This is a genomic window from Gemmatimonadaceae bacterium (assembly GCA_036003045.1).
Taxonomy (GTDB): Bacteria; Gemmatimonadota; Gemmatimonadetes; order Gemmatimonadales; family Gemmatimonadaceae; genus JAQBQB01.
The window spans coordinates 43,825-69,108 of sequence record DASYSS010000059.1; the positions used below are offsets into that span (position 1 = coordinate 43,825).

Annotated in this window: 15 protein-coding genes; 6 read left to right on the plus strand and 9 right to left on the minus strand. The window is 64.8% G+C overall.

Going from position 1 to position 25,284, the window contains the following annotated elements; genetic code table 11:
- Position 1: 1 nt before the first annotated feature.
- Together VGQ44_15895 and VGQ44_15900 are read right to left on the minus strand one after the other, a co-directional pair.
- Positions 2–790 carry a class I SAM-dependent methyltransferase gene (locus tag VGQ44_15895; protein ID HEV8448311.1) on the minus strand — a complete coding sequence of 263 codons (789 nt, stop codon included), beginning with the start codon at positions 788–790 and terminating at the stop codon, positions 2–4.
- A 250-nt stretch (positions 791–1,040) separates the two neighbouring features.
- Complete coding sequence (locus VGQ44_15900) at positions 1,041–1,757, minus strand: SGNH/GDSL hydrolase family protein (GenBank protein ID HEV8448312.1); 717 nt, start codon at positions 1,755–1,757, stop codon at positions 1,041–1,043.
- Between the two features lie 142 nt (positions 1,758–1,899).
- Here VGQ44_15900 and cysK point away from each other — a divergent pair, with 142 nt between their 5' ends.
- Positions 1,900–2,967 carry a cysteine synthase A gene (gene cysK, locus VGQ44_15905; GenBank protein ID HEV8448313.1) on the plus strand — a complete coding sequence of 356 codons (1,068 nt, stop codon included), beginning with the start codon at positions 1,900–1,902 and terminating at the stop codon, positions 2,965–2,967.
- Positions 2,968–3,141: 174 nt separating this feature from the next.
- On the opposite strand, the gene VGQ44_15910 is transcribed toward cysK, so the two are convergent.
- A complete protein-coding gene (locus tag VGQ44_15910) occupies positions 3,142–5,769 on the minus strand; it encodes a protein kinase (protein ID HEV8448314.1) in 2,628 nt (875 codons plus the stop codon).
- 241 nt (positions 5,770–6,010) lie between these two features.
- Between VGQ44_15910 and VGQ44_15915 the strand changes: the two genes are divergently transcribed.
- Entirely contained in the window at positions 6,011–6,574 is a 564-nt protein-coding gene (locus tag VGQ44_15915) for a hypothetical protein (GenBank protein ID HEV8448315.1), read from the plus strand.
- A gap of 124 nt (positions 6,575–6,698) precedes the next feature.
- Here the strand turns inward: VGQ44_15915 and VGQ44_15920 are convergent, their stop codons facing one another.
- The 4 genes from VGQ44_15920 to VGQ44_15935 form a co-directional block, all read right to left on the minus strand.
- Positions 6,699–12,212 carry an Ig-like domain-containing protein gene (locus VGQ44_15920; protein HEV8448316.1) on the minus strand — a complete coding sequence of 1,838 codons (5,514 nt, stop codon included), beginning with the start codon at positions 12,210–12,212 and terminating at the stop codon, positions 6,699–6,701.
- 32 nt (positions 12,213–12,244) lie between these two features.
- Entirely contained in the window at positions 12,245–12,499 is a 255-nt protein-coding gene (locus tag VGQ44_15925) for a hypothetical protein (GenBank protein HEV8448317.1), read from the minus strand.
- Positions 12,500–12,906: 407 nt separating this feature from the next.
- Positions 12,907–16,686 carry an Ig-like domain-containing protein gene (locus VGQ44_15930; GenBank protein ID HEV8448318.1) on the minus strand — a complete coding sequence of 1,260 codons (3,780 nt, stop codon included), beginning with the start codon at positions 16,684–16,686 and terminating at the stop codon, positions 12,907–12,909.
- A 33-nt stretch (positions 16,687–16,719) separates the two neighbouring features.
- Positions 16,720–16,977 carry a hypothetical protein gene (locus VGQ44_15935; GenBank protein HEV8448319.1) on the minus strand — a complete coding sequence of 86 codons (258 nt, stop codon included), beginning with the start codon at positions 16,975–16,977 and terminating at the stop codon, positions 16,720–16,722.
- A 367-nt stretch (positions 16,978–17,344) separates the two neighbouring features.
- On the opposite strand from VGQ44_15935, the gene VGQ44_15940 reads away from it, so the two are divergent.
- Complete coding sequence (locus VGQ44_15940) at positions 17,345–17,740, plus strand: GxxExxY protein (GenBank protein HEV8448320.1); 396 nt, start codon at positions 17,345–17,347, stop codon at positions 17,738–17,740.
- A gap of 166 nt (positions 17,741–17,906) precedes the next feature.
- The gene (locus tag VGQ44_15945; protein HEV8448321.1) at positions 17,907–19,616 is read left to right on the plus strand and encodes an amidase family protein; all 1,710 of its coding nucleotides are present in this window, start codon (positions 17,907–17,909) and stop codon (positions 19,614–19,616) included.
- Positions 19,617–19,640: 24 nt separating this feature from the next.
- On the opposite strand, the gene VGQ44_15950 is transcribed toward VGQ44_15945, so the two are convergent.
- Positions 19,641–19,883, minus strand: a complete 243-nt coding sequence (locus VGQ44_15950; GenBank protein HEV8448322.1) for a hypothetical protein — start codon at positions 19,881–19,883, stop codon at positions 19,641–19,643.
- A 95-nt stretch (positions 19,884–19,978) separates the two neighbouring features.
- Positions 19,979–21,262 (minus strand): amidase, encoded by a 1,284-nt coding sequence (locus VGQ44_15955; protein ID HEV8448323.1) that lies wholly within the window; start codon positions 21,260–21,262, stop codon positions 19,979–19,981.
- Positions 21,263–21,412: 150 nt separating this feature from the next.
- On the opposite strand from VGQ44_15955, the gene VGQ44_15960 reads away from it, so the two are divergent.
- Positions 21,413–22,336, plus strand: a complete 924-nt coding sequence (locus VGQ44_15960; protein ID HEV8448324.1) for a nucleotidyltransferase domain-containing protein — start codon at positions 21,413–21,415, stop codon at positions 22,334–22,336.
- A gap of 2 nt (positions 22,337–22,338) precedes the next feature.
- Complete coding sequence (gene uvrA, locus VGQ44_15965; protein HEV8448325.1) at positions 22,339–25,275, plus strand: excinuclease ABC subunit UvrA; 2,937 nt, start codon at positions 22,339–22,341, stop codon at positions 25,273–25,275.
- Positions 25,276–25,284: the final 9 nt, after the last annotated feature.

Below are 25,284 nucleotides of genomic sequence, written 5' to 3' on the forward strand. Positions count from 1 at the left end.
TTCAGCCCGGTCGTCTCAGCCGCACCTGAAGGAAGTCGGCGACGACGCGCGCTCTCGCGAGACGCGGCCGCGCGCGAATCGCGTCGTCGCTCGCGTACGGCTCGCAGAGCCGCTCGATCGAGAACCCGGTGTCGAGCGCGAGATTCAGCCAGCCGGATAGCGTGCGGGTGAACCGCGGCGTCTTGAACGGCTCGAGCCCCGCCTTCACCTCCGGCGGCGCGGAGCTGAAGAGCCATTGCTCGACCCGCCCGTCCACCTTTCCCCAGTAGTCGCCCACCTCGACGCCGATCTTCACACCATGTTCGTCGCGCACCGTGCGACGAAAGGGCGTGTCGAAGCAGGGGTGGGAGATCGAGAACTGAAAGAATCCGCCGTGACGAATGACCCGGAACGCTTCTTCGAGCACGCGCTCGGTCTCCGGAATGTCCATGAGCGACATGAACGCGGTCGCCGCGTCGAAGGTCGAGTCTTCGAACGGCAGCTCGACGGCGCTCGCGATCCGATACTCGATTCCCCGCGGCTCCTCGCGCTCGGCCGCGATCGCGTGGCCGATGAACCGGTCCGCGATGTCGATCCCGACGACCCGCGCGCCGCGATCGGCGAGCAGGCGCGTGTTGTAGCCTTCGCCGCAACCGATGTCGAGCACTCTCAGCCCTGCGATGTTCGGAAGCATCGCGAAGAACGCCGGGCTGTTGACGAAGTCGCGGTAGATGTCGTAGCCGGCTCGCGCCAGCTGAGTCCAGGTATCGGCGTTGCCGTTCCAGTACTCGCCCACTTCCCTATGATCCACGGCGGCGGCTCCGGTGGAGTAAAGCCCTCTTCAAACTCAATCTCGGCGCGTTTCCGTCACTGCGAATCGCAGGCTCGTCGGCAGGATTGTGGATGGAGGACAAAAAAGCACAATCGCGGATGCGCGCGGATGATCTGGGATTTGAATTGCGATGGTGTCGGGGGCAATGGATCGGTCGCGGCTTACGGGAGCGCTCGGCTTGATGCTGTGGCCGTTGCCGTAGGATTTGCTGTAGGCGGCGGCTTTGGCCCTATCGCTTCAGCGCCTGCTCGATCGCCGGCGCAGTTAGCCTGGCCATCAATGCGTAGCCGGCGTTGTTCGGATGCACTCCGTCGCCGCTCAACTCGACCCTCATCCCCCCATGCCCATCGTTCATCGCCGAGTGCAGGTCCAAGTACACCGCTCCGGCCGACGCGGCGTACTGTTTCAGCCATGCGTTCAACGCGATGATCTTCGGCGCGGGCTCCATTCCTTTCTTCCACGGATAGTCGGCGGCGGGAAGGATTGAGACAAGCACGACGCGAATTCCGTTCGCTTTCGCGAGCTCAGTCATCGACGTGAGATTGTCTTCGATCATCTCGAGTGTCGAGGGGCCGGTGTTACCCGCGATGTCGTTCGTGCCGCCGAGAATTACGACGGCCTTTGGCTTGAGCGCGATCACGTCCTGGCGAAAGCGTACGAGCATCTGCGGCGTCGTCTGTCCGCTGATCCCGCGTCCGACGTACGGCTTTCCGGGAAACAGCGAATCGAAGAACGGTGCCCACCCTTGGGTGATCGAGTTGCCCATGAACACGACCCGCTGCTCGCCCGGCTTCGGGGGCCCAAGTTGAGCGTTCGCGCTCTGGTATCGCGCTAGAGCGGCCCAATCGGTTGGCGAGGGCTGCGCGTCGGTAGGCGACAGCGCGGCAAATAGCAGGGCGAACCCGGCGATGACCTCTGAGAAACGCGGAGGACGCTTGGTGGGCATGGGCGTTTGAGTGTCGACCGGGCCCAAGGTGATCGCCGCCGGGCCGCGGCGCAAATCGGCCGCGTTCGCCTCGTGTTGCTCAGGTCGCCCGCGCTTGGCACCCTCGACAGATTTCCTTCTCTCTCAGAACCAGGTTCGTCCGATGACACGCTTTGCGAGTATTCTCGAAACGGTCGGCAACACGCCCGTCGTCAAGATTCGGCGTCTCGCTCCCGACGGAATCGATCTCTACGTGAAGATCGAGGCGTTCAATCCACTTGGCTCGGTGAAGGATCGTCTCGCGCTCGGCGTGATCGAGGACGCGGAGAAGCGCGGCGCGCTCAAGCCGGGCCAGACGGTGATCGAAGCGACGAGCGGCAACACCGGAATCGGACTCGCCATGGTCTGCGCGGCGAAGGGATATCCGTTGGTCGTCACGATGGCCGAGTCGTTCAGCGTCGAGCGCCGCAAGCTGATGCGTTTCCTCGGCGCCAAAGTGATCATCACACCGGCGCCGGCCGGTGGGACCGGCATGGTCGACAAGGCGAACGAGCTCGCCGAAGCGAACGGCTGGTTCCTCACCCGACAATTCGAGAACGAGGCAAACGCCGACTTCCACTCGCGGACGACGGCGAAGGAGATCGTCGCCGACTTCGCGGGTCAGCGGCTCGACTACTGGGTCACCGGCTTCGGCACCGGCGGGACGCTCAAGGGCGTCGCGCGAGTGCTGGCGAAAGAGCGGCCCGATACGAAGATCGTGCTCGCCGAGCCGGCGGACGCGCCGATGGTTTCGAGCGGAACGAAGCAGTCGCGCCGCGAGGACGGATCGCCGGCGGCGCGTCATCCGGCGTGGAAGCCTCATCCGATCCAGGGATGGAGCCCGGATTTCATTCCGAAGCTGACCGGCGACGCCGTCGAAGCGGGCAACGTCGATCGCATCATCACGATCGCGGGCGCCGAAGCGATGCGCACGAGCCAGGAGCTGGCGAAGAAAGAAGGGATCTTCGTGGGGACGTCGTCGGGCGCGACGTTCGCGGCCGCGCTGCAAGTGTGCCGCGACGCCGAGAAAGGTTCGACGGTGCTGTGCATGCTGCCGGACACGGGCGAGCGCTATCTCAGCACGCCGCTCTTCGCGGACGTCCCCGCGGACATGACTGAAGAAGAGCGGGCAATATTGCAGTCGACGCCAACGTTCGCACAGCCACCGGCAGCGACGCCGGTCGGAGTGTAGAGCTCCCGGCCCGCGGGCTACGGTCGAAGGCGAAAAAAATTCAACGCAGATGACGCAGACACAAACAACAATCCCGCAGATCAAACCCTAGAGCTTTGGTTTTTATCTGCGGGATCGGTTTGCAAAGTCTGCGTCGTCTGCGTTCAAGTTTTCTTGCCCTGGTCAGTGGCCCGGTCAGTGCGCGATCGTCGGCTTGCCCGCGATGAGCTTCTCGAACCGCGGGTTGCCTTTGAGCGGGGCAAAGCTCGGATCGATCTTCAGGTAGCCGGGCGTGATGTCGCTCGCGGGCATCGTGATGAGTCGTTCCAACAAGTCGAGCGCTCGCTCGTTCTCGCCGGACTGAATGAACACGCGCGCCGCCTGAAAGAGCACGTACCCTTTGAGGGTCGCGTCGTTCGTCGTCTCGCGGAGCTTGAGCGCGCTGTCGGCCTGGATTGCCGCCTCCTGTTTGCGGCCCGCGAGCGCCAGCGCCCGAGCCAGCAGCTCGCGCAGCTGCGCGCGATCGGGGAAGTCGTGCAACTGCTTCGCGAACGCGATGACCGCGGTGTCGCCGAACATGCGCGCGTGCATCGTGTCGCCCATCAAGCGATAGGTGTGCCCGAGCTTGAGCCCCCAGTGCCCGCGGTCGTTGTCGAAGTCCTTTGGCGTGAGCTTGACGATCTTGGGCAGAAGCTCCGGCGGCAGCGTCCACATCGTTTCCTGGTAGAGCGAGAAGCGGACGAGGAGCGCCGTCGTGTCGACGCCCGCCTTCAGCTTCTGCGCGACGAGCGCGCGGACGCTGTCCAGCTCACCGAGCGCGAGATAGCCGAAGGCCTTTCCCTGAATCATCGAGAGATTGTCCGGCGCGAGCGCGAGCGCGCGGTCCCACGCCGGCAACTCCTCGGGGAAGCGACGCATCATGTGCAGCAATGCGGGCACCCGGCGCATCGTCGCGATCGACCGCGGGTCGAGCTTTGCGGCCTGTTGTGCGCGCGCGTACGCGTCGTCGAACCGGCCGAGGATCGCGTCGACGCCGGCCTCTCCGATGATCAAGTCCGTGTTGTTCGGATCGATCTTGAGCCCGGCCTCGTATTGCGTCCGCGCTCCTTCGTAGTCGAGCTTCACATCGCGTAGGTACTGCGCCTGCGCGAGGTGCGCCTCGGCCCGGTTCGGACCGAGCACCGTCGCTCGCTCGGTGGCGACGCGATTTTGCTCCATCGTCTCGACCGTCGGCCCCGCGTTGTTGATGTACGACAACGCGCGCGACAACTGCGCCCACGCCTGCAAGAAACTCGAATCGAGCTGGATGGCCCGCTGGTAGTGCGGAATGCCGGCGTTGAGCACCCTCGAGTCACCGCTGCCGATGCTGGCGGTGATCTGCTCGCCTTTCAGGAACTCGTCGTACGCCTCGAGGTTCTCGGTGGGCCGCGAAGCCAGCCGCTGCTGCGTCGGCGCCGCGAGCGCGACGTCCAAGTTCCTGGCGACGGTCGACGCAATCGCCGACTGCACCGCGAAGACGTCGGACATCACCGTGTCGAACGGTGCCGACCATTTCGTCGAACGGTTCGACACTTGCACCAACTCGGGCGTGACACGCACCCGATCGGGACCGGTCCCCTTGCTCCACCGCACCGTGCCCGTGAGCAAGTAATCCACCGACAATTCACGCCCGATGTCGCGCGGATCCTTCGTCGTCTTCTTGTACTGCCGAGTGCTCGCGCGGGCGGTGACCTGCAGCCCCGGCACCGACGACAGCCGGCTGCGAACCTCGTCGGTCATTCCCTCGGCGAAATAATCCTGATCGGCCGATCCCTCGTTCTCGAACGGCAGAACGGCGATGCGATAGCCGCCGTCCGGCGCCGTGTGCATGCGTCGCCAAGCGAGCGCGCCCGCGGCGAGGACGAGAACTGCTGCGATCCCGATCCAGAGCGCGCGAGATCCGGCAGCCGGTCGCGCCGCGGTCACCGCACCGGTGGCGCCCGTCGCCCCGCTCGCCGTGATCTCCTCGAGCGTCGTCGCGACGGCCTTTGCCGATTCGGGGCGATCGGCCGCCGAGCGAGCGACCATCGTGTCGACGAGGTGCGAGAGCGCCGGAGGGACGGTGTTGCGGACCGTCGTGAGCGACCGCGGCGTCTCCGTCATCTTGCGGGCGATGATCGCTTGCGCGTTCGGACCGGTGATCGGCTGCTCGCCGGCAATCATCTCGTAGAGCACGCAGCCGAGCGCGTAGATGTCCGTGCGCGCGTCGAGCGTCCGCTCACCGGTCGCCTGCTCGGGGCTCATGTACCCCGGCGTGCCGATAGCCATGCCCGTCTGCGTCAGCCCGTGCTCGTCGGCCACGGCGCGCGCGATCCCGAAGTCGGCGACGATCGCTTGTCCGTCGCTCAGCAGGATGTTCTCGGGCTTGATGTCGCGGTGGACGACGCCGTTGCGATGCGCGTAGTCGAGCGCGAGCGCCGACTCCCGCGCGATACGCATCGCGTCGCGGATCGGCAGTTGTCCCTCCCGGTCCATGCGGTCGCGGAGGGACTCGCCCTGCACGAAGGGCATCGTATACCAGAGCTGCCCGCCCGCGTCGCCGGAGTCGTAGACGCTCAGGATATGCGGATGCTGCAGCTTGGACGCGAGCTTCACCTCACGCTGGAATCGCTCCGAGCCGAGCGTCGCGGCGAGGTCGGGATGGAGGACCTTGAGAGCGACCGACCGATCGCGCTGTTCGTCGATGGCGAGATAGACGGTCGCCATTCCACCGCGGCCGAGCTCTCGGTCGATGCGGTATTTGCCGGCGAGTCCCTCACGAAGCCGTTCGAGCGAGTCGCTCATTCGTCTCGGTATTCCCCCACCGGCTTCGGCGGGGCTAAGGGGGTCGGGCCTGGAGGGCGGTTGGGGGTCCTGGGGCGAAGTTAGGGTTAAACCGCTCAGTTTCAAGGCCAAACCGTTCCAATGTGAGACGCGAGGGGCGGAGCCCGTGGTCCCACGGTTTGGGATTCAAAACCCCGGACGGCCGCCCTCTCCGGCTCGGCGCGGCACCTGGCTTGCTTTCTCGAATGGCGTGGAGAGACGCGTGAAAATCCGCCTCGGGGGTGGGGCCCTTGCCCTGCTTATCGCGAGCGCCTGGCCCGTTTCGGCGCAGCTGCTGCCGAGCGGCCCGGCGACGATCGTCCTGATTCGCCACGCCGAGGAGCCGCACGACGCGACGAATCCCCACCTGTCCAAGGACGGCGTCGCTCGCGCGCAGAGGCTCGTCGAGTTCATGACACACGACCCGGCGATGATCCGGCTCGGGCCGCCCGCCGCGATCTTCGCGACGGAGACGACGAACGACGGCAACGGTCAGCGCACGCAGGAGACCGTCGCGCCGCTGGCGAACGTGCTCCGCCTGCAGGTCCAGGCGCCGTACCACGCCAAGGACTACGCCAAGCTCGCGAGGCGCGTGATGTCCGACCCGGCGCTCGGGGGCAAGACCGTGATCATCTGCTGGAACCACGAGTGGCTTCCGCAGCTCGCCGCCGCACTCGGCGTGACCCCCATGCCGCCGAAGTGGAAGGACAAGAACTACGACGGCGTGTACGTCATCACGTTCAAGGATCGGCGGGCGTTGCTCGCGACGACGCAGTACGGCGACTAGCCGCGATCTGGCCACGAACTCGGTAGGGCAAACCAACTCAACGCAGACTGACGCAGATGGGAACAACAATGCCGCAGACGAAAAGAGTTTCATCTGCGGCATCGCTGGTTTGAGGTTCAGGTCGTCAGTTGTGGATCTGGATGCTGCCTCCGCCAAGCGTCGTGGTCGGGTCAGCGGTGAGGTCAGTCGAGGTGATTTGGTTGTCGTAGATGACCGCCAACGTGGTCTTGTTCCAAATCCTGATGCGGAAGGTGTCGGGGCTGCCTTTCGATTTCAGGTCTCCGTCGATCGCGGTGAGCATGAAGAAGTAGTCGCCACTGCCGTTGATCGTGCCCGAGCCTTTGTACTGCGCCTTCGTGCCGGAGATGACCAGCCATTCGTAGGACGTCGACTGAAAGTTGAGTCCGGCGGCGTGGAAGTCGAACTCGGTGTCGCCGTCCGGTGTCGTCTGTCCCTTCTTGTACTTGGACACGAATCCGAACGTAGCCTTCCCGGTCAGGGTCGGATCGGCCGGGTACGCCCCACTTGGCGAGTTGATCCAGCCGCCGCCGGTCACGAACCCTGCGGTCGGATCATAGACGACGACGTACTGGTACATCGCGTCGCTCGTGAGGTTGCCCGAGTCCTTGACGTGCGCGACGATCGTGTAGACGCCCGTCGCCGTGTACGTGTGCGACCCGCTGAAGTTGCGTGACGTGCCCGATCCTGGCGCGACGCTGATGGCGCTCGAGCTGCCGTCGCCCCAGTCGATCGTGCCGGTGTGCGAGTCGATCACCGGACTGTCGCCGAGGTCGACGTCGGTGAACGTACCGTTGGCCGTCACCGGGGAACCGAGCGCCGTCGGCAGCAACGGTCCGGCGAACGCCGTGATCGTCGGCGGATCGTTCACCGGCGTCACATAGATCGTGAACGTCTTTGTGGTTGCGTCGACGCCGCCGTTTGCCGTGCCGCCGTTGTCCTGCAACTTCACCGTCACGGTGGAGTTGCCGTTGGCGTTCGGGGCGGAGGTGAACGTGAGCGTGCCGCTCGCGTCGATCGACGGCTGAACGCTGAACAGTGCGCTATTTGTGCTCGTCACTGTGACCGTGACTGCCTGACTGCTCTCGTTCGACGGGCCCGGGCTCGGATTCGTCAGCGCGTTCGGCACGGACTGCGCACCGGCATCCTCGAGCACGGTCTGATTTCCAATGAGATTGAATGTCGGCGCATCGTTCACCGGAGTGATGGTGATGGTGAACGTCTGCGAAGGACTCGTATCCACCCCGAGGTTGGCCGTTCCGCCGTCGTCGTGAAGTTGTACCGTCACCGTCGCCGACCCGTTCGCGTTCGCGGCCGACGTGTAGGTCAGCTTGCCGCTCGGGTCGATCGCCGGCTGCGAGGAGAAGAGCCCGTTGTTGTCGTTGGTGACGATGAAGTTGAGTTTCTGAGAGGATTCATCGGGCGGGCCGGCGCTGATCGCGGTAGCCCAACTGACATTCTGGGCCCCGGCGTCTTCGAGAACCGTCTGATTTGGTCCCTTCGTGAAGCTCGGCGCGTCATTCACGGCCGTCACGGTAATGAGGAACGTCTTCGTCGTCTGATCGACGCCGCCGTTGGCCGTGCCGCCGTTGTCCTGAACCTTGACGGTCACCGTCGTCGTGCCGTTCGCATTCGCCGCGGGCGTATATGTCAACGTACCGCTGGCATCCACCGCTGGCTGGCTGCTGAAGAGTGCGTTGTTGTCGTTGGTCATCGTGAGCGTGAGAGTCTGCGACAGCTGCTCGTCCGGCGGGCCAGCGCTCTTGTTCGTGACCGCGTTCGGAACCGACTGCTGCCCCGCATCCTCGAGTATGCTCTGGTTGCCGATCAGATCGAACGTCGGCGCATCGTTCACGGCAGTGATCGTGATCGTGAACATCTGCGACGGGCTTGTGTCCACGCCGCCGTTGGCCGTGCCGCCGTCGTCGTGGAGCTGCACCGTCACCGTCGCCGATCCGTTAGCGTTCGGCGCCGACGTGTAGCTCAGCTTTCCGCTCGCGTCGATAGTCGGCTGCGACGAGAAGAGCGCGTTGTTGTCGTTGGTGACGATGAAGTTGAGTGCCTGGCCGGATTCATCGGGCGGACCGGCGCTGATCAACGTCGCCCAGCCGCTCACACTCTGAGCGCCCGCGTCCTCCAACGCCGTCTGATTCGCGCCCTTCGTGAAGCTCGGGGCGTCGTTCACCGGCGTGACGTTGATGTAGAGCTTCTTCGTCGTGTGATCGATGCCATTGTTCGCAGTGCCGCCGTTGTCCATCACGGTCACCGTGACTGTCGCCTTGCCGTTCGCATTGGGGTTGGTCGTGAACGTGAGAGCGCCAGTGACCAAATCGATCGACGGCTGAACGAGGAACAGCGCGTTGTTGTCGTTCGTTACGTTACTCGAAAGCGTCTGACTGCTCTCGTTCGCCGGACCCGGGCTCGGATTCGTGAGAGCGTTCGGTACCGACTGCGCCCCGGCGTCTTCGAGAACCGTGGTCGAGGCGATCAGGGCGAAGGTCGGGGCGTCGTTGACCGGCGTGACGTTGATGACGAACGTCTGCGACGGGCTCGCGTCGACGCCGCCGTTCGCCGTTCCGCCGTCGTCCTTGGCCACCACTGTGATCGTCGCACTGCCATTCGCGTCCGGCGCGCTCGTGAACGTGAGCGTCCCGTTCGATGCGATCGACGGCGCCGACGAGAACAGTCCGGGGTTGGTGTTTCCGGTGATCTGGAACGACACGGTCTGCGAGCTCTCGTTCGCGGGCCCCGCGTTGATCGCCGTCGCCCAGCCGGAGACGGATTGCGGCCCAGCGTCCTCGAGAGCCGTCTGATCGGCGCCCTTCGTGAAGCTCGGCGGATCGTTCACCGGGTTAATGGTGATCGTAAACATCTGCGGCGCGCTCGTATCGACGCCGGTGTTCGCGGTGCCGCCGTTGTCGGAGAGGGTGAGCGTGATCGTCGCCGTTCCGTTCGCATTGGCGGCGGGCGTGTAGGTCAGCGTGCCGTTCGCCGCGACGCTCGGCTGCACCGAGAAGAGCGCCGAGTTGGTGTTGTTCGTGATGTTGAACGTCAGCGTCTGACCCGATTCGTCCGGCGGGCCGGCGCTGATCGCCGTCGCCCAGCCAGTTACCGTCTGCGCACCCGCGTCCTCGTTCACCGTCGGATCGGTGCCCTTGGTGAAGCTCGGCGCGTCGTTTACCGCCGTGACGTTGATGACGAACGTCTGCTCCGCGCTCTTGTCAACGCCGTTGTTCGCGGTGCCGCCATTGTCGCTGAGCTGAATCTTGATCGTCGCGGATCCGTTCGCGTTGGCGGCGGGCGTATAGGTGAGAACGCCGGTGGCACTCACCGTCGGTCCGGCCGAGAAGAGACCGGGGTTCGAGTTGTTCGTGATGGAGAAGGTCAGCGTCTGTGCCGATTCGTCCGGCGGCCCCGCGCTGAGCGCCGTCGCCCATCCGGAGACGGTCTGTGCTCCGGCATCCTCGAGCACCGTTTGATCGGCGCCTTTCGTGAAGCTCGGGGCGTCGTTTACGGCGGTGACGTTGATGACGAACGTCTGTTCCAAGCTTGCGTCGACGCCGCCATTCGCGGTGCCACCGTTGTCCGTGAGCTTGAGCTTGATCGTCGCTGATCCGTTGGCGTCGGCCGCGGGCGTGTAGGTCAGCGTGCCATTCGCGGCGACCGACGGGGGGGTTGAGAAGAGCCCCGGATTCGAATTGTCGGTAATCGAGAACGTCAGGGTTTGGCCGGACTCGTCCGGTGGCCCTGCGCTGATTGCCGTGGCCCAGTTAGTCACAGACTGTGCGCCCGCATCTTCGAGCACCGTTTGATCGGCGCCTTTGGTGAAGCTCGGCGCGTCGTTGACAGCGTTGACTGTGAGGTTGACCGTCACGTCGCTGCTTACTGCGTTCGACGGATCTTTCGCGTGGTACTTGAAGCTGTCGGGACCGTTGTAGTTCGCGTTCGGCGTGTAGGTGAACGAGCCGTCTGCGTTCAGCGTCAACGTCCCATGCGTCGGACCGGAGCCGGTCACCAGAACAGTCGTCAAACCGTTCGGCGTTTCGGCGTCGGTGTCGTTCGAGAGGACACCAGGAGCCGTGACGTTCAGCGCGTTGTCTTCGTTGGTGCTGTAGGTGTCGCCCTGCGCCGTCGGTGGAGTATTCGCGGCGGTAACGACGAGCGTCCCTGACGTCGTCAGATCGCCGTTGCCCTGACAATCGTTACCGCGCGCCCCCTGGACGGTGAAGGGATAGGTACCAGCCGGTGTCGCCACCGTCGTGGAGATCGTCAGCGTGCTGCTATAACTCGAATTGCCGGTGTGCGGCGAATTCGTAAACGAGGCGCTCGATCCTGCTGGCAAGCTGCTGGTCACCGACAGCGTCACCGTGCACTGGTTGGTGTTCCCGTTGATCGTCACGTTCACCGTGTACTGTGCGTTTACCCCCGCAACGACCGTAACACTCGTGGGCGCCGCGATCGTAACGAGCTGAAGGTTTCCATCCGTGAAGGTCGTTTGCGCTACGAGCCCGGACGGATTCCCTACCGCGGTCGCAGTGAACGTGACGCCGAAGTCGCGCTGCTGTACGACAAACTCGTGGCTCGCGAGATTGCCATTCGCGTCCGCTACCGCGCTCACGGTTCGATCCGGATTCGACCACTGGGGATCCTCATGCACCGTGATCGTCACGGTGTCGCCGGCCGTCCATCCCGTTCCGGAGAACAGCACCGTATCACCCGGGAGATAGTCCGGCTTGTCCGTCGTCAACGTCGGACCCGACGCTCCTCCATCGCTGGTGGCGTCGAGCGAGGCGCCCGAAGATGGCGCCTTGTTCAACGCCGCCGGACCTGACCTCCCTCCACTCGACCGACCGTCGGAATTCGAGTACAGCACGAGCACACTCTGCCCATTGGACTCCGCGGCCGTCGCCCCACCAATCGCGCCAACCTCCGTCCGCGCCGCGGCGCGAGCGCCGATGTGAAGCCCGTACGACGCCATGTTCGTGAATCGGCGCGCCGCGCCGCCCGCGAGCAGCGCATCGCCTCCCCCGTTCTTGCTCGAGATGGGCGTCACGTCGCCGAACGTCGTCAGATCCGCATCGGCGGACACATCGGCCAGAGAGACCGAACGAACCCACGAGTAGCGACTGGAGGACGCAGTCGACAGGTCGAGCAGCGCCACCATGCCGACGAGGCTCGTCGCGCGGGTGTGTCCCGCCGCTGCCCACGTCGCGAGGTTCTGGATGATCGCGTCCTTGTCCGCCCGATTCGCGTTCCCCTGGTCCGGTGCGCCCGAGTACACCGCGACGCGGCCGTTGATGGCCAGATGGAGGCGCGACGCCGCGGCTCTCAGCAGCGCGTACGGCTGCTTGTCGTCGTCGTCGGCCAACGACGGCACGATGAAGACCGCATAGTGGTTCAAGTCGATCGCCTTGAGGTCGAGCGTTCCGTTCGACCCGTCGTAGGCGCGATCCACGCCGTCGGGAAACTTCGACGCAAGCGCGGTGACGATTCGGTCGCATCCGGTCGCGTCGATCCCGACCGGGCAGTAGACGAGGGCTTTCTGGGCCTGGGCTGCCGGCGCTGCAATGGACAGCGCCAGCGCCGCCGCAAACGCGGCGGCCGCGAAGTTGGTGCGCATCGCTCTCGAGGGTAGGGGTGAGAGGGGCGCTGCTAGTTGCAGACGTCGTCGATCACCGCGCCGAGCGCGATGATCTTTCGCGACGTCACAGCGGTCTGCGGCTTGGTGAGCAGCTGGTCGCGCTGCCGCACGTTCGCCACGCAGATGGTGGACGCCGTCTTGGGAAGCGTCCGCATCGTGAGCGCCGGTTGCGGCGGCGCCGTGGCGAGAATTGGGTTCTGCCGATGGTCATCTCGGCAGGCGGCGAGACACAGCATCGTGGCTAGACCGGCGATCGCGACACGCATTACGACTCCGGGTGGGTTTGGGATCCGGTTCGACGGAGGGAGCGAGCATAAACGCCCCCGGCAAACGGGATACCGCCCGAAATCACGATCAGATAATGCTCAGGTAGCCTTTCTGAGCATTTAATTCCAATCGGAGACGATAGATCCAGCGCGGATGTAGAGATTTCTCTACCACCTCGTCGCGGCGACGCAACACGGCTAACCGGCATTGCCGGTTCTTCGCGGAGCGCCAGCTTCGAATTGGTCCCGGCACCGCTCAAACGCAGATGACACAAGCAGAAACGACGATGCCGCAGGTGAAAACTGAAGTCTTCACCGCGGCATTGTCGTTCAGATCCGCGTCATCCGCGTTCAACGCATCTCGATCAACCGGGCCTTCCGCTCGGGCGTGACGCCAAATTCCGGCGTTAATTGTTGTGGATCCGAATGCTTCCGCCCCCCGTCGCATTCGTGGGATCCGCGGCGTCGGCGGCCCCTGGTTGGTTGTCGTAAACGACCGCTCCACTCGACTTGTCCCAGATCCTGATGCGGAGCATGTCCGAGTGCTTCGCGGCGAGCGAGCCGTCGATGACGGTGACCATGAAGCCGTAATTGCCCGTCCCGTTGATCGTGCCCGAGCCCTGGTACATCGCCTTCGCGCCCCCCCCGGAGGTCACGAGCCAGTCGCAGGAGGTCGATTTGAAGTTGAAGCCCGGGCCCTGGAACTCGGTGTCGCCTCCCGGCGTCGCCTGCCCCTTGGTGTACTTCGACACGAGGCCGAAGGCCGCCTTGCCGGTGGGTGTGTTGATCCAGCCGCCGCCGGTCACGAATCCCCCATTCGAATCGAAAACCACGACGGGGTACTTGCAGGTGGCGTCGCCGGCCAGCCCGCCGGCGTCTCTGATGTGCGCGGTGATCGTGTAGACGCCCGCTACCGCGTACGTGTGCGATCCGCTGAAGCTGCGGGACACACCCGAGCCCGCGGCGATCGACAGTGAGCTCGTCGTGCCGTCACCCCAGTCGATCGTGCCGACGTGAGAGTCCGGCGGAGTGTCGCCGAGGTCGACGTCGCTGAACGCACCGGTCACCGAAATCGAGGCGCCGAGCGCGATCGGTTGAACGGGGCCGTAGAAGCTCGTGATGACCGGCGCGTCGTCCACTGGCGTCACGGTGATGACGAACGTCTTCGTGGTCTGATCGACGCCGCCGTTGGCCGTGCCGCCATCGTCTTGCAGCTTGACCGTCACGGTCGCGGTGCCATTCGCATTCGGAGCCGACGTGTACGTCAGTCGTCCCGTCGCCAGATCGATCGACGGCTGAACGGTGAACAGCGAGTTGTTGTTGTTCGTGACCGTGAGCGTGAGCTTTTGGCCGCCTTCGTTCGGGCCGGCGCTCGCGTTGGTCAACGCGCCGTTCACCGTTTGCGCTCCGGCGTCCTCCGCCGAGGTGTTGCTCGCGACGAGGGTGAACATTGGCGCGTCGTTCACCGGCGTAACGGCGATCGTGAACGTCTGCACGGGGCTCGTGTCGACGCCGCCGTTCACCGTTCCTCCGTTGTCGTGGAGCTTGATCGTCACCGTCGCCGAGCCGTTGGCGTTCGCCGCGGGCGCGTAGGTCAGCTTGCCGGTCGCGTCGACCGCCGGCTGTGAGGAGAACAGGGCGTTGTTGTCGTTCGTGACGACGAAGTCGAGCGCTTGCGCCGACTCATTCGGCGGTCCGGCGCTGATGCCGGTCGCCCAGCCGTTCACGCTCTGAGCGCCCGCGTCTTCCAGAACGACCTGGTTGGCGCCCTTCGTGAAGCTAGGGGCGTGGTTGATCGGCGTGATCGTGATCGTGAACGTCTGTGCCGCGCTCGCGTCCACACCGCCGTTCGCCGTTCCACCGTTGTCATGGAGCTGCACGGTCACCGTCGCCGTACCGAATGCGTCCGGCGCGGGGGTGAAGGTCAACTTGCCGGTCGCGTCGATCGACGGCTGCGCCGAGAAGAGCGCGTTGTTGCCATTCGAGACGACGAACGTGAGCGTCTGTCCGGATTCATCGGACGGTCCCGCGCTGATGGCGGTCGCCCAGCTCGAAACCGTCTGCGCAGCCGCGTTCTCGAACACGGTTTGGTCGGAGCCCTTCGTGAAGCTCGGCGCGTCGTTCACCGCTGTGACGTTGATGGCGAAGGTCTGCTCGCCGCTCGCGTCGACGCCGCCGTTCGCGGTGCCGCCGTTGTCGGTAAGCTTGAGGGTGATCGTGGCCGACCCGTTTGCGTTGGCGGCCGGCGTATACGTCAGCGCGCCGTTCGCGTTTACCACCGGCGCAGCGGAGAACAGACCAGGATTCGAGTTGCCGGTCACGACGAACGTCAGCGTTTGGCCGGCCTCGTCGGCCGGACCCGCGCTGATCGCCGTCGCCCAGTTGCTGATCGACTGCGCTCCCGCGTCCTCGAGCACCGCCTGATCCGAGCCCTTGGTGAAGCTCGGCGCGTCGTTGACCGCGTTGACGGTGATGTTCACCGTCGCGGCCGCGCCCGAGTTGGCGGTGCCGTCGTTCGCTTTGTACGTAAAGCTGTCCGCCCCGCTGTAGTTGGCGACCGGCGTATAGGTAAACGCACCGTTCGCGCTGAGCGTGAGCGTGCCATGCGCCGGACCACTGACGAGGACCGCGGTCAGCGGATTGTTCTCCGCGTCCGTGTCGTTGCCGAGGATGCCAGGCGCCGCGACGGTCAGGCCGGCGTCTTCCAGCGTACCATATGAGTCGTTGTTCGCGACCGGCGCGGTGTTGGAGACGACGTGAACCGAGACGGACGCCAGAACCGGATTGAAGGTCGATTGGGCGCTGACCTGGAAGGTCCAGTCGGCAGTCGAGGTGCTCGGAAAGTCGGGAATACACTTGGCGCCGTAGGTGTTGCCGGCCAGGACGGGAACGCTGGTCGAGCAAGCAATCGAGCCGAAGCCGCCACCTGGGCGCACCCAGCGCATGAACAGCGTCGTGCCGCCCGTCCCCGTGATGTCTTGGACGGTCGTTTGCCCGCAATACTCGTGGTTCACGAGGAACGTCGCGGGCGTCGTCGTGCCGCATTGGCCCGCTGCCGAAGAGGTGTTGAGGACCGCAGTGTTGATGACGGTCGCGATCGTTCCGTCCGTGAACGTGACCTGTGCGACGAGACCGGACGGATTGCCAACCGCGGTCGCCGTGAAGGTCACGCCGAAATCGCGCGGCTGAACGACGAAATCGTGGCTTCGCAGATTCCCATTCGCATCGACGACGGCGACCACCGTTCGGTCGGGGTTCGACCACTGGGGATCTTCGTGCACCGTGATCGTCACCGTATCGGACGGCGCCCACGCGGCGCCCGAGAAGAGCACCGTGTCGCCCGGGAGATAGTCCGGTCGGTCGGTCGTCAGCGTCGGACCCGACGCAGCGCCTCCCGCCGAAAGGTCGAGCGACGCGCCGCCTGAGTTTCGGCGATCTGCGTTCGAGTACAGTACAAGCACGCCCTGGCCGCCGGCGGCGGTCAGACCGCCGATCGCGCCCACGTCAGTACGGGCGGCCGCGCGGCCGCCGACATGGAGACCATATGAAGCCATGTTGGCGAAACGATGCGTCGATCCCGACGGCAGCACGTCTCCATTCCGGCTCGAGATCGGCGTCACGTCGCCGAAGCTCTGCAGCTCCGCATCGGCCGAGACGTCGGCGAGCGACACAGAGCGGACCCACGAGTAGCGATCCGCCGGGTTCGTGGAAAGATCGAGCAGCGCCACCATGCCCACGAGACTCGTCCCGCGCGTGTGTCCCTCTGCGGCCCAGGTCGCGAGATTCTGAATGAGCGCGTCCTTATCGGCGCGATTCAGATTCCCCTGGTCCGGAGCGCCGGAGTAGACGGCGACACGACCATTGATCGCCAGATGGAGCCGCGCCGCCACCGCGCGCAGCGCGGCGTACGGCTGCTTGTCGCCATCGTCGGCGAGCGACGGCACGACGAACACGGAATAGTGATCGAGGTCGATGGACTTCAGATCCAACGTTCCATTCGACCCGTCGTATCCGCGATCGACGCCGCCGGCGAACTTCGGCTGAAGTGCCGAGACGATCCGGTCGCACCCGGTGGCATCGACGCCGACGGGGCAATAGACGAGGGCTTTCTGGCCGTGGAGCGGGCGCGCGAACACAGGCAGCGCCAGCCCCGCCGCGAGTGCGGCGGCCGCGAGATGGTTGCGCATTGCTCTCTCGGGTGAGGTTGAGAGAACGGCTTGTTAGTTACACACGTCGTCGATCAGCGCGCCAAGCGCGGTGACCTGCCGCGACGTCGCGGCGGTTTGCGGGTTGGCCAGCAGTTGGTCGCGCCGGCGGACGTTCGCGATACAGATAGTGGACGCTCCCGCGGGGAGCGTCCGCATCGTCAACGTCGGCTGAGGCGCCGCGGTGACGAGGGGTGAGCTTTGCCGATTGTCGTCTCGGCAGCCGGCGGCGAGACACAACACCGCTGCCGTACTGGCGATTGCGAAGCGCATGCGGCACTCCCGATTACGGTACGGCAAAAATGTTAGTCGATCGAAAGGGTAGGTACCGAGTGACATTTTGCATCAAAAAATGCTCAAACTCATGATTCGGTCGGTTAAATCAGATCGGAGGCGATTGATTTCGGGCGAATAGCAGAGTTTTTGCTTTCGCGACGCGTTCGCCGCGTGTTTTCGCCGGCTTGATGCGGGCGATCGTGTAAATATTCTTGACCAACAATTGTGATTTGGGCGGGTGTCGCGCGGTGAAGCGGCGCACGCGCCTCGCGCGCTTCACGGCACGCGCCTGCTTTGCGAGCGAATGACACGCACGCGAAAGGAACGATGATCGGGCGCTGGTCACCAACGGCCATTCTTGCGGATGGCAGCAAGAAGACCGATCGGCCACGAGCGAACGCATGAAATCATCGGCGGATTCTACGAGGTCTACACGCACCTCGGATACGGGCTCCTCGAGACGGTGTACGCGTCGGCACTTGCCCGCGAGCTCGAATGGCGAGGCTTCACGGTCGAGCGCGAGGTGTGGATCGACGTCATGTACAAACAAGAACTGGTAGCCAAGCAACGCATCGACATGCTGATCAACCACAGGCTGATCGTAGAAATCAAAGCCACCGAGACGATCCCGCCCTTCGCGCGGCGTCAGTTGGTGAACTATTTGCGCGCGACGCGTGTCGAGTTAGGCCTGTTATTGCATTTTGGCCCCGAGCCCAAGGTTTGGCGACTGATTGATACGAAGAAAATTCAACGCAGATGACGCAGATTTTGAACTACAAGCCCGCAGATTGTTTGGTCTTCGATCTGCGGCATTGCTGTGCCCAATCGGCGTTACCGGTGTCGAGTTAGTCTCGCCTTGTCACAGGCCACACGGTGGACGGCAAGGCTGGTTTGGTTCACCTTCCAGGGACCCACGCCCCCTCCACATGTCTCCTTCCGTTTGTCTGGCTCTGGTCGCCATCGCCATTGGTTCGCCCGTTGCCGCTCACGCGCAGGCCAGCAAGGCGGCCGCGCCGTTCTCCGTCGTCGAAGCGAGCATCGCCGACATGCGCGCCGCGCTGGAGCAGCACCGCACGACGTCGCACGACATCGTCGTGCAGTACCTGACGCGGATCGCGAAATACGAAGACAAGCTGCACGCGGTGATCACGGTGAATCCGCGAGCGATCGCGATTGCGGATTCGCTCGACCGCCTGCGAGCGCAGGGTCGGATCCTCGGGCCGATGCACGGGATCCCGGTCGCGCTCAAGGACAACATCCACACGACGGACATGCCGACGACGGGCGGTGCGCTCGCCTTCGCCGACCTCGTGCCTCCATATGAGGCGACGCTCACGAAAAACCTCGAGGGCGCGGGCGCGATCATCATCGCCAAGACGCAGCTCACCGAGCTCGCGAACTGGGTCGCCGCCGCGATGCCCGGCAACTACAACGGCCTCAATGGTTACGGGATGAATCCGTGGGATCCGCGCCGCGACCCGCGCGACGCGTTCTTCGACGGACGTCCCGTGCTCACGACCGGCGGGTCGTCGAGCGGCGCGGGTACGAACGTGAGCTTCTGGATGGCGAACGTCGGCACGGAGACGTCGGGATCGATCTTGAGCCCGTCGAATCAAAACATGCTGGTCGGCATCAAGCCGACGGTGGGGCGCGTGAGCCGCTACGGCGTCATCCCGATCACCGGCGACCAGGACACCCCCGGCCCGATGGCTCGCTCGGTCTCGGACGCCGCGATCTTCCTCGGTGCAATGGAAAGCGCGTCTCCGGATCCGAACGATCCGGCGACGAGCAAGTGTCCGCCGCCGGCGGGGCGTGACTATACGAAATTTCTGAACGCCAATGGTCTCAAAGGAGCGCGCATCGGCATCCCGCGCGCCTTCTTCTACGACAGCACGGCTGCCGGCGCGACGAGACCGCGCGGCGGGTTGAACCCGGCCCAACGCAAGGCGATGGACGACGCGATCGCCGCGCTCAAGGCCCACGGCGCCATCGTCGTCGATCCCGCCGACATCCCGAGCGTGGTCGCCACGGACCCGGCGAACAACATTCTCAACTGGAACCCGTGCAGCGGCGACCAGTCCAAGGGGCGCGACGCCGACTGCACGATCGCGTTCAAGTACGGCATGAAACGCGACTTCAATACATGGCTTCAATCACTCGGTTCAAAGGCTCCGGTCAAGTCGCTCACCGAACTGCGCGAGTGGAACATCACGCACCAGCGCGCGGGCTCGATCAAGTACGGACAGGCGCAGCTCGACATCTCCGACGAGATGGACGTGAACGCGGACCGCGCGCGCTACGAGGCGGATCGCCGCAAGGACATTCTGCTTTCGGCGACCAACGGCATCGACGCCGCGCTCAAGGCGCATCAGCTCGACGCCCTGCTCTTTCCGGGCGTGAGCAGCGCGAACATCGGCGCGCGCCCGGGCTACCCGACCGTGACGGTGCCGTTCGCGTTCATTCCGGTGCCAGCCGGCCAGGGTCAGTTCGCCTTCCCGGCGGGATTCGAGCCGAAACCGGCGCCGTTCAACGTCAGCTTCACGGGGACCGCGTGCAGCGAGCCGAAGTTGATCGAGCTCGCGTACGCGTTCGAGCAGGCGACCAAGAAGCGAATTCCGCCGCCGCTCTTCCCGTGAGCTAGGAGAGGATCCGCGTCGGCCTCAAGGCTTGGCCTTGAGCTCGGATTTGTGGGCCGCGATGAACTCGCGAAGCTCGTCGGACATGTCGAGCAGCTTGAGCCATTGCTCTTGGTAGAGGGTGATCGGGAAGCGTCCGAGGCCGTACACGGACACACCGCCCTTCTCACTCACTTTGATCGACACGGCGCGCGTGGCGCCTTTTTTCAGCGCCTCGTTTTCGCGCCGGAGTCGTTCCAACTCCGCCTTGAGATCTTCGTCCGCCATTGGTCGCTCCGAGTGTTGGACCGGCCCAGGAAACTAGCGCTTCGCGACTCGCATGGGTCGTCATGCGGCGGAGGTCGGCTGGGCCAGAAAGACGTTCATCCGATGACGCGCGCCACCTGGTCGGCGACCACGAGCAGCTCCTCCGTTCGATCCCGACGGCCGACCAGCTGCAGCCCGACGGGTAGGCCGGACGTGCCAATCGGCAACGAGATCGCCGGATGCCCGGTGATGTTGAACAATTGCGTGAGGCGCAGCATCGCGGCGCGAACGGGGAGTGACTGGCCGTTGTCCATCGTCGCCTCGGCGGCGCCGAGCTTCGGCGCGACGATGGGCAGTGTCGGAAGCACCAACGCGTCGCAGCGCTCGAGCGCCGCGTCGACCGCGCGGCGCAGCACCTCGCGGCCGTCCCGGGCCACGAGATAGTCCACCGCCGGGATCGTGCGTCCTTTGAGGAGCCGTTCTCGCACCGGCGGCTGGTAATCGCTCGCGCGCGAGTCGAGCGTCGGCGCGTGATAGTGGGCGGCCTCAGGCAACGAGATGTTGATGTACGTATCGATGATCCGCTCGCTTCCCTGCACCGTCCGCGACTCGATCGTCACGCCCGACGAGCGCAGGCGCGTGAGCGATGCATCGAACGCTCGTCGCACGTCGCCATCCAACAACGCGGTGAAGTAGCCGGCGAGCGCGCCGAGCATGATCGGAGAATGCCTCGCCGCGGCGAGCCTCGGCAGGGGACGCGCCGCGAGAATCGACCACAGCGCGGCCGCGTCCTCGACGGACCGCGTGATCGGGCCGACGTGATCGAACGACGGGCACAGCGGCACGACGCCGTCCGTCGGCACTTCGCCGAGCGACGGCTTGAGGCCGACGACGCCGCACGCCGCCGCCGGAATTCGAATCGAGCCCCCCGTGTCGGTGCCGATCGACGCCTGGCCCATGCCGGTCGCGACGGCCGCGGCAGAACCGCCGCTCGATCCGCCGGCGGACCGCGTCGGATCGCGCGGGTTGTGCACGGGACCGAACGCCGATTCCTCGCTCGTCGTGCCGAGAGCGAACTCGTGCAAGTTGGTTTTGCCGAGGATGACGGCGCCCGCCTCGCGAAGCCGCTGGATGACCGTGGCGTCTCGAGTCGCGAGATGTCCCTTTCGAACGTTCGATGCAGCCGTCGTCAGTTGGCCGGCGATGTCGATCAGGTCTTTGACCGAGATCGGCATTCCATGCAGCGGCCCTCGATCGACTCCATGCTGGCGCTCCTCATCCGCCGCCCGAGCCGCCGCCCGCGCGCCCTGCGCGTCGGCGTAGATGAATGCATTTGTGAGGGAGCGGTGTTCGGCGAGAGAAGAAAGGCTGGCTTCGAGGCGTTCGAGTGCGGTAGCCAAGGGGGAATGAGGCGTGTGTTCGGTTGGCCGACAGGCGGAGTCGGCCAAGAGGAGACGAGGATGACGTCGGAATAATAGAGGTGACCCACCCCTGGTCGTGAGTGGGCCGTGATCTTTTCGCCCACTGAGCCCCAGCGCTAGAATCTTTACATGACCCACGCGACAGTACCGGGCCGATTCTCGGCCGCGCTGGACAACCTCGTCGATCAGATCAAGCGCGACAGGACGGTGCTCGCGGCGATTCTCTGCGGCAGCCTGTCCCACGATACAGTATGGGAGAAGTCCGACATCGACCTCGCGCTGGTCACGATCGACGACCGGAAGAACGACGAGCGGGGCGTCAGCCTCTATGCGGACGGCGTGAACACGCACGCCTTCGTGATGTCGCGAACGGAGTTCCGCCGCATCGTCGAGGGCACGGTCGCCAACTCGTTCATGCATTCCCTCCTCGCGAAAGGACGCCTCCTTTACGCCCACGACGAAAGCATTCCGCCGCTCTGGGAGCGGTTGCTGTCGATGGGTGAGCGCGACCGCCGAATCCAGTTGCTGAACGCGGGCACGGCGGCGTTGCCGCCCTTTTACAAAGCGCGGAAGTGGTACGTGACGCGCAAGGACCTCGACTACACCGCGCTCTGGATCCTGTACGCGGCGACGCCGCTCGCCCGCATCGAGGTGATCGGCGCGGGCCTGCTCGCGGATCGGGAGGTGATCCCGCAAGCGATGCAACTCAATCCGTCGTTCTTCACGACCGTCTATCACGATCTCCTGAACGCGCGCAAGACGGTCAAGACAGTCTCCACCGCGCTCGATACGATCGACGTGTACCTCGCCGAGCGAACCGAAACGGTGTTCGGCCTGGTCATCGAGCATCTTCGCGACGTCGGCGAAGCGCGATCGGCGACGGAGATCGAAGACCACTTCGCCCGGAACTACGGCTCGCATCAGGTCACGGGCGTGTGCGAGTATCTCGCCGACCGCGGGCTCATCACGAAGGCGTCCGTGCCCGTGAAGCTCACGCACCGCAGCAACATCGAGGTGCAGGAATTGGCATTCTTCTACGCATCCAACGGGTAGCGATGCCGTCTCGCACGCGAAAGCCCGGGAACGACAGCGCCAAGCCATCCGCGCGGACGACCGTCGCGGTCCAAGGGGCGCGCGTTCACAACCTCAAGAACATTTCGCTCGAGATCCCGCGCGACAAACTCGTCGTCGTGACGGGGCTGTCGGGCTCCGGAAAGTCGAGTCTCGCGTTCGACACGATCTACGCCGAAGGACAGCGTCGGTACATGGAGTCGTTGTCGAGCTTCGCGAAGCGGTTCGTGGCGCAAGTCGCCAAGCCGGACGTCGACTTCGTGTTCGGGTTGTCGCCCGTGATCTCGATCGAGCAAAAAACGATCGCGAGCAATCCTCGCAGCACCGTCGGCACCATGACGGACATCGCGAGCTATCTGAACCTGCTCTACGCCACGATCGGCGAGGCCCGCTGTCCGCGGTGCGGCGAGGTCGCGCCGACCCGAACGTCGACGCAGATCGTCGAGGCGATTCTGGGGCTGCCTGACGGCGCGGAAGTCGAGCTCCGCGCGCCCGTCTTCAAGGTCTACGGCGAAGAGCTCGACTTCGTGTTCACCGAGCTGCGGAAGAAGGGTGTGCGTCGTCTGGTCGTCGACGGCAAGACCGTGGACCTCTCCGAGGACCTCGAGCTCGACGAATCGAAGGTGAAGGAGATGGACGCGATCGTCGACCGGTTCGTCGTGCGGCGCCAAAACGAAAAGGCGATCAAGGCCGGCGTGCTCGCGACGCTCCTCGTCGGCGACGGCTTGATGCGAATCGAGGTCGCCAAGGGCGCGTCCAAAACGGAAGCCGACCGATTCTACAAGACGGCGACGAGCGCCAAGCACCACATTCTGTTCGGGGACATCGGCCCGGCCTACTTCGTCTTCAACGATCCCGAGAGTGCCTGCCGTACGTGCGGCGGATTAGGCGTCCACAAGCTCACGCACCCCGAGCTGCTCGTTCCCGATCCGACGCGCAGCATCATCGGCGGATGCTTCGTGCGCGACGCCTTTCGATACAACGCGGACAACTGGGACGGGCGCCTCGTCTATAGTCTGTCAAAGTCCGTTGGGTTTTCGCTGGAGACGCCGTGGGAGAAGCTCGCCGACTCGGCGCGCAACGCGATTCTGTATGGCGTCGACACGAAATTTCCGCTGCTTTTTCCGCCCGGCGCCAAGGACAAGCGCGCCGAGTGGGAGGGCAAGGACGTCGGATTCCAGGGGATCGCGCGGCGTATCGAGCGACATTACCGGCGATATCGCCAACGCGGCGAAGCCAGCTCCGGAATGGAAGCGTGGCTCGACCGGGTGATGGTCGAGCATGTCTGTCCCGACTGTCACGGTTCGCGGTTGCGTGGTTCGCGCTTGCTGTTCACGATCGGCGGCAAGACGCTATTCGAGGTGGGGCAGCTCCATTTCGACGAGCTGCACGCTTTTTTGCGCGGACTCAAGCCGGCCGGCCGCGGCGCCGACGCCGGGCGTCAGGTGATCCGCGAGATCACGAACCGGCTCGAGCTCCTCCTCGGCATCGGCCTCGACTATCTCAACTTCAACCGACGCTCCTCGACGCTCTCGGGCGGCGAGTCGCAGCGCATCCGCCTGTCGACGCAAATCGGCTCCGGGCTGATGGGAATGCTCTATGTGCTCGACGAGCCGAGTATCGGGTTGCATCCCAAAGACAACGTGAAGATGATCGCGACGCTCGAGCGTCTCCGCGACATCGGCAACACGGTCATCGTCGTCGAGCACGACGAGGACACGATCCGCGCCGCGGATCATCTGGTGGAAATGGGACCGGGACCGGGCGTGCACGGCGGCGAGGTCGTCGTGCAAGGTTCGCTCGAGGACCTTCTTCGATGCAAGGCATCGCCGACGGGCCAGTTTCTTTCCGGCAAGCGGTCGATTTCAACGCCAAACGAACGACGTCGCGGCAGCGGTAAACAACTGGTCGTCCGCGGTGCTCGCGAGAACAACCTCAAATCGGTCGATGTCGCGATTCCACTCGGCGTGCTCGTGGCGATCACGGGCGCATCGGGATCGGGAAAGAGCACGTTGATCAACGAGGTGCTCTTCAAGGCACTTTGGAAAAGACTCGTCGACTCGCGCACGCTGCCCGGCGCGCACGATTCGGTCGAGGGCATGGACGACGTGCGCAAGGCCGTCAACATCGATCAGACGCCGATCGGCCGGAACAGCCGCTCGAATCCCGCGACCTACATCGGATTCTACGACGCGATCCGCGATCTGTTCACCAAAGCACCGCTGTCCGTCGAGCGGGGATACAAGGCGGGGCGATTCAGCTTCAACGTGAAGGGCGGGCGCTGCGAGGAGTGTCAGGGCGAGGGCACGATCAGGACGCAGATGTATTTCATGCCCGACGTCGAAGTCACCTGCGGCGCGTGCAAGGGCGCGCGGTTCAACGCCGAGACGCTCGAGGTCACGCTGCGCGGCAAGACGATCGACAACGTCTTGAACATGTCGGTCGAGGAAGGCGTCGACTTCTTCGCGAACGAGCCAGTGATCGGCAAGAAGATCGCGGTGCTCCGCGATCTCGGGCTCGGCTACCTCACACTCGGCCAGTCGGCGACGACGCTTTCCGGCGGCGAAGCGCAGCGCATCAAGATCGCGACCGAGCTGAGCCGGCTTCAGCGGGCAAAGCACACCGTGTACATCCTCGACGAGCCGACGACCGGTCTGCACCTGGCGGATGTCGTTCGTCTGCTTGGCTCGTTGGAGCGACTGGTTGCCGCCGGACACACGGTGATCGTCATCGAGCATCACCTCGACGTGATCAAGACGGCCGACTACGTGGTCGACCTGGGCCCGCTTGGCGGCCACGCGGGCGGCGAGGTGGTCGTGACCGGGACACCGGAGGACGTCGCGAAATCCCGGGAGTCGTGGACCGGGCGGTTCCTGAAGGAGCGGCTGAATCCGGGCAGGACGGCCAAAGCCGCGCGTTAAGACCCGCAG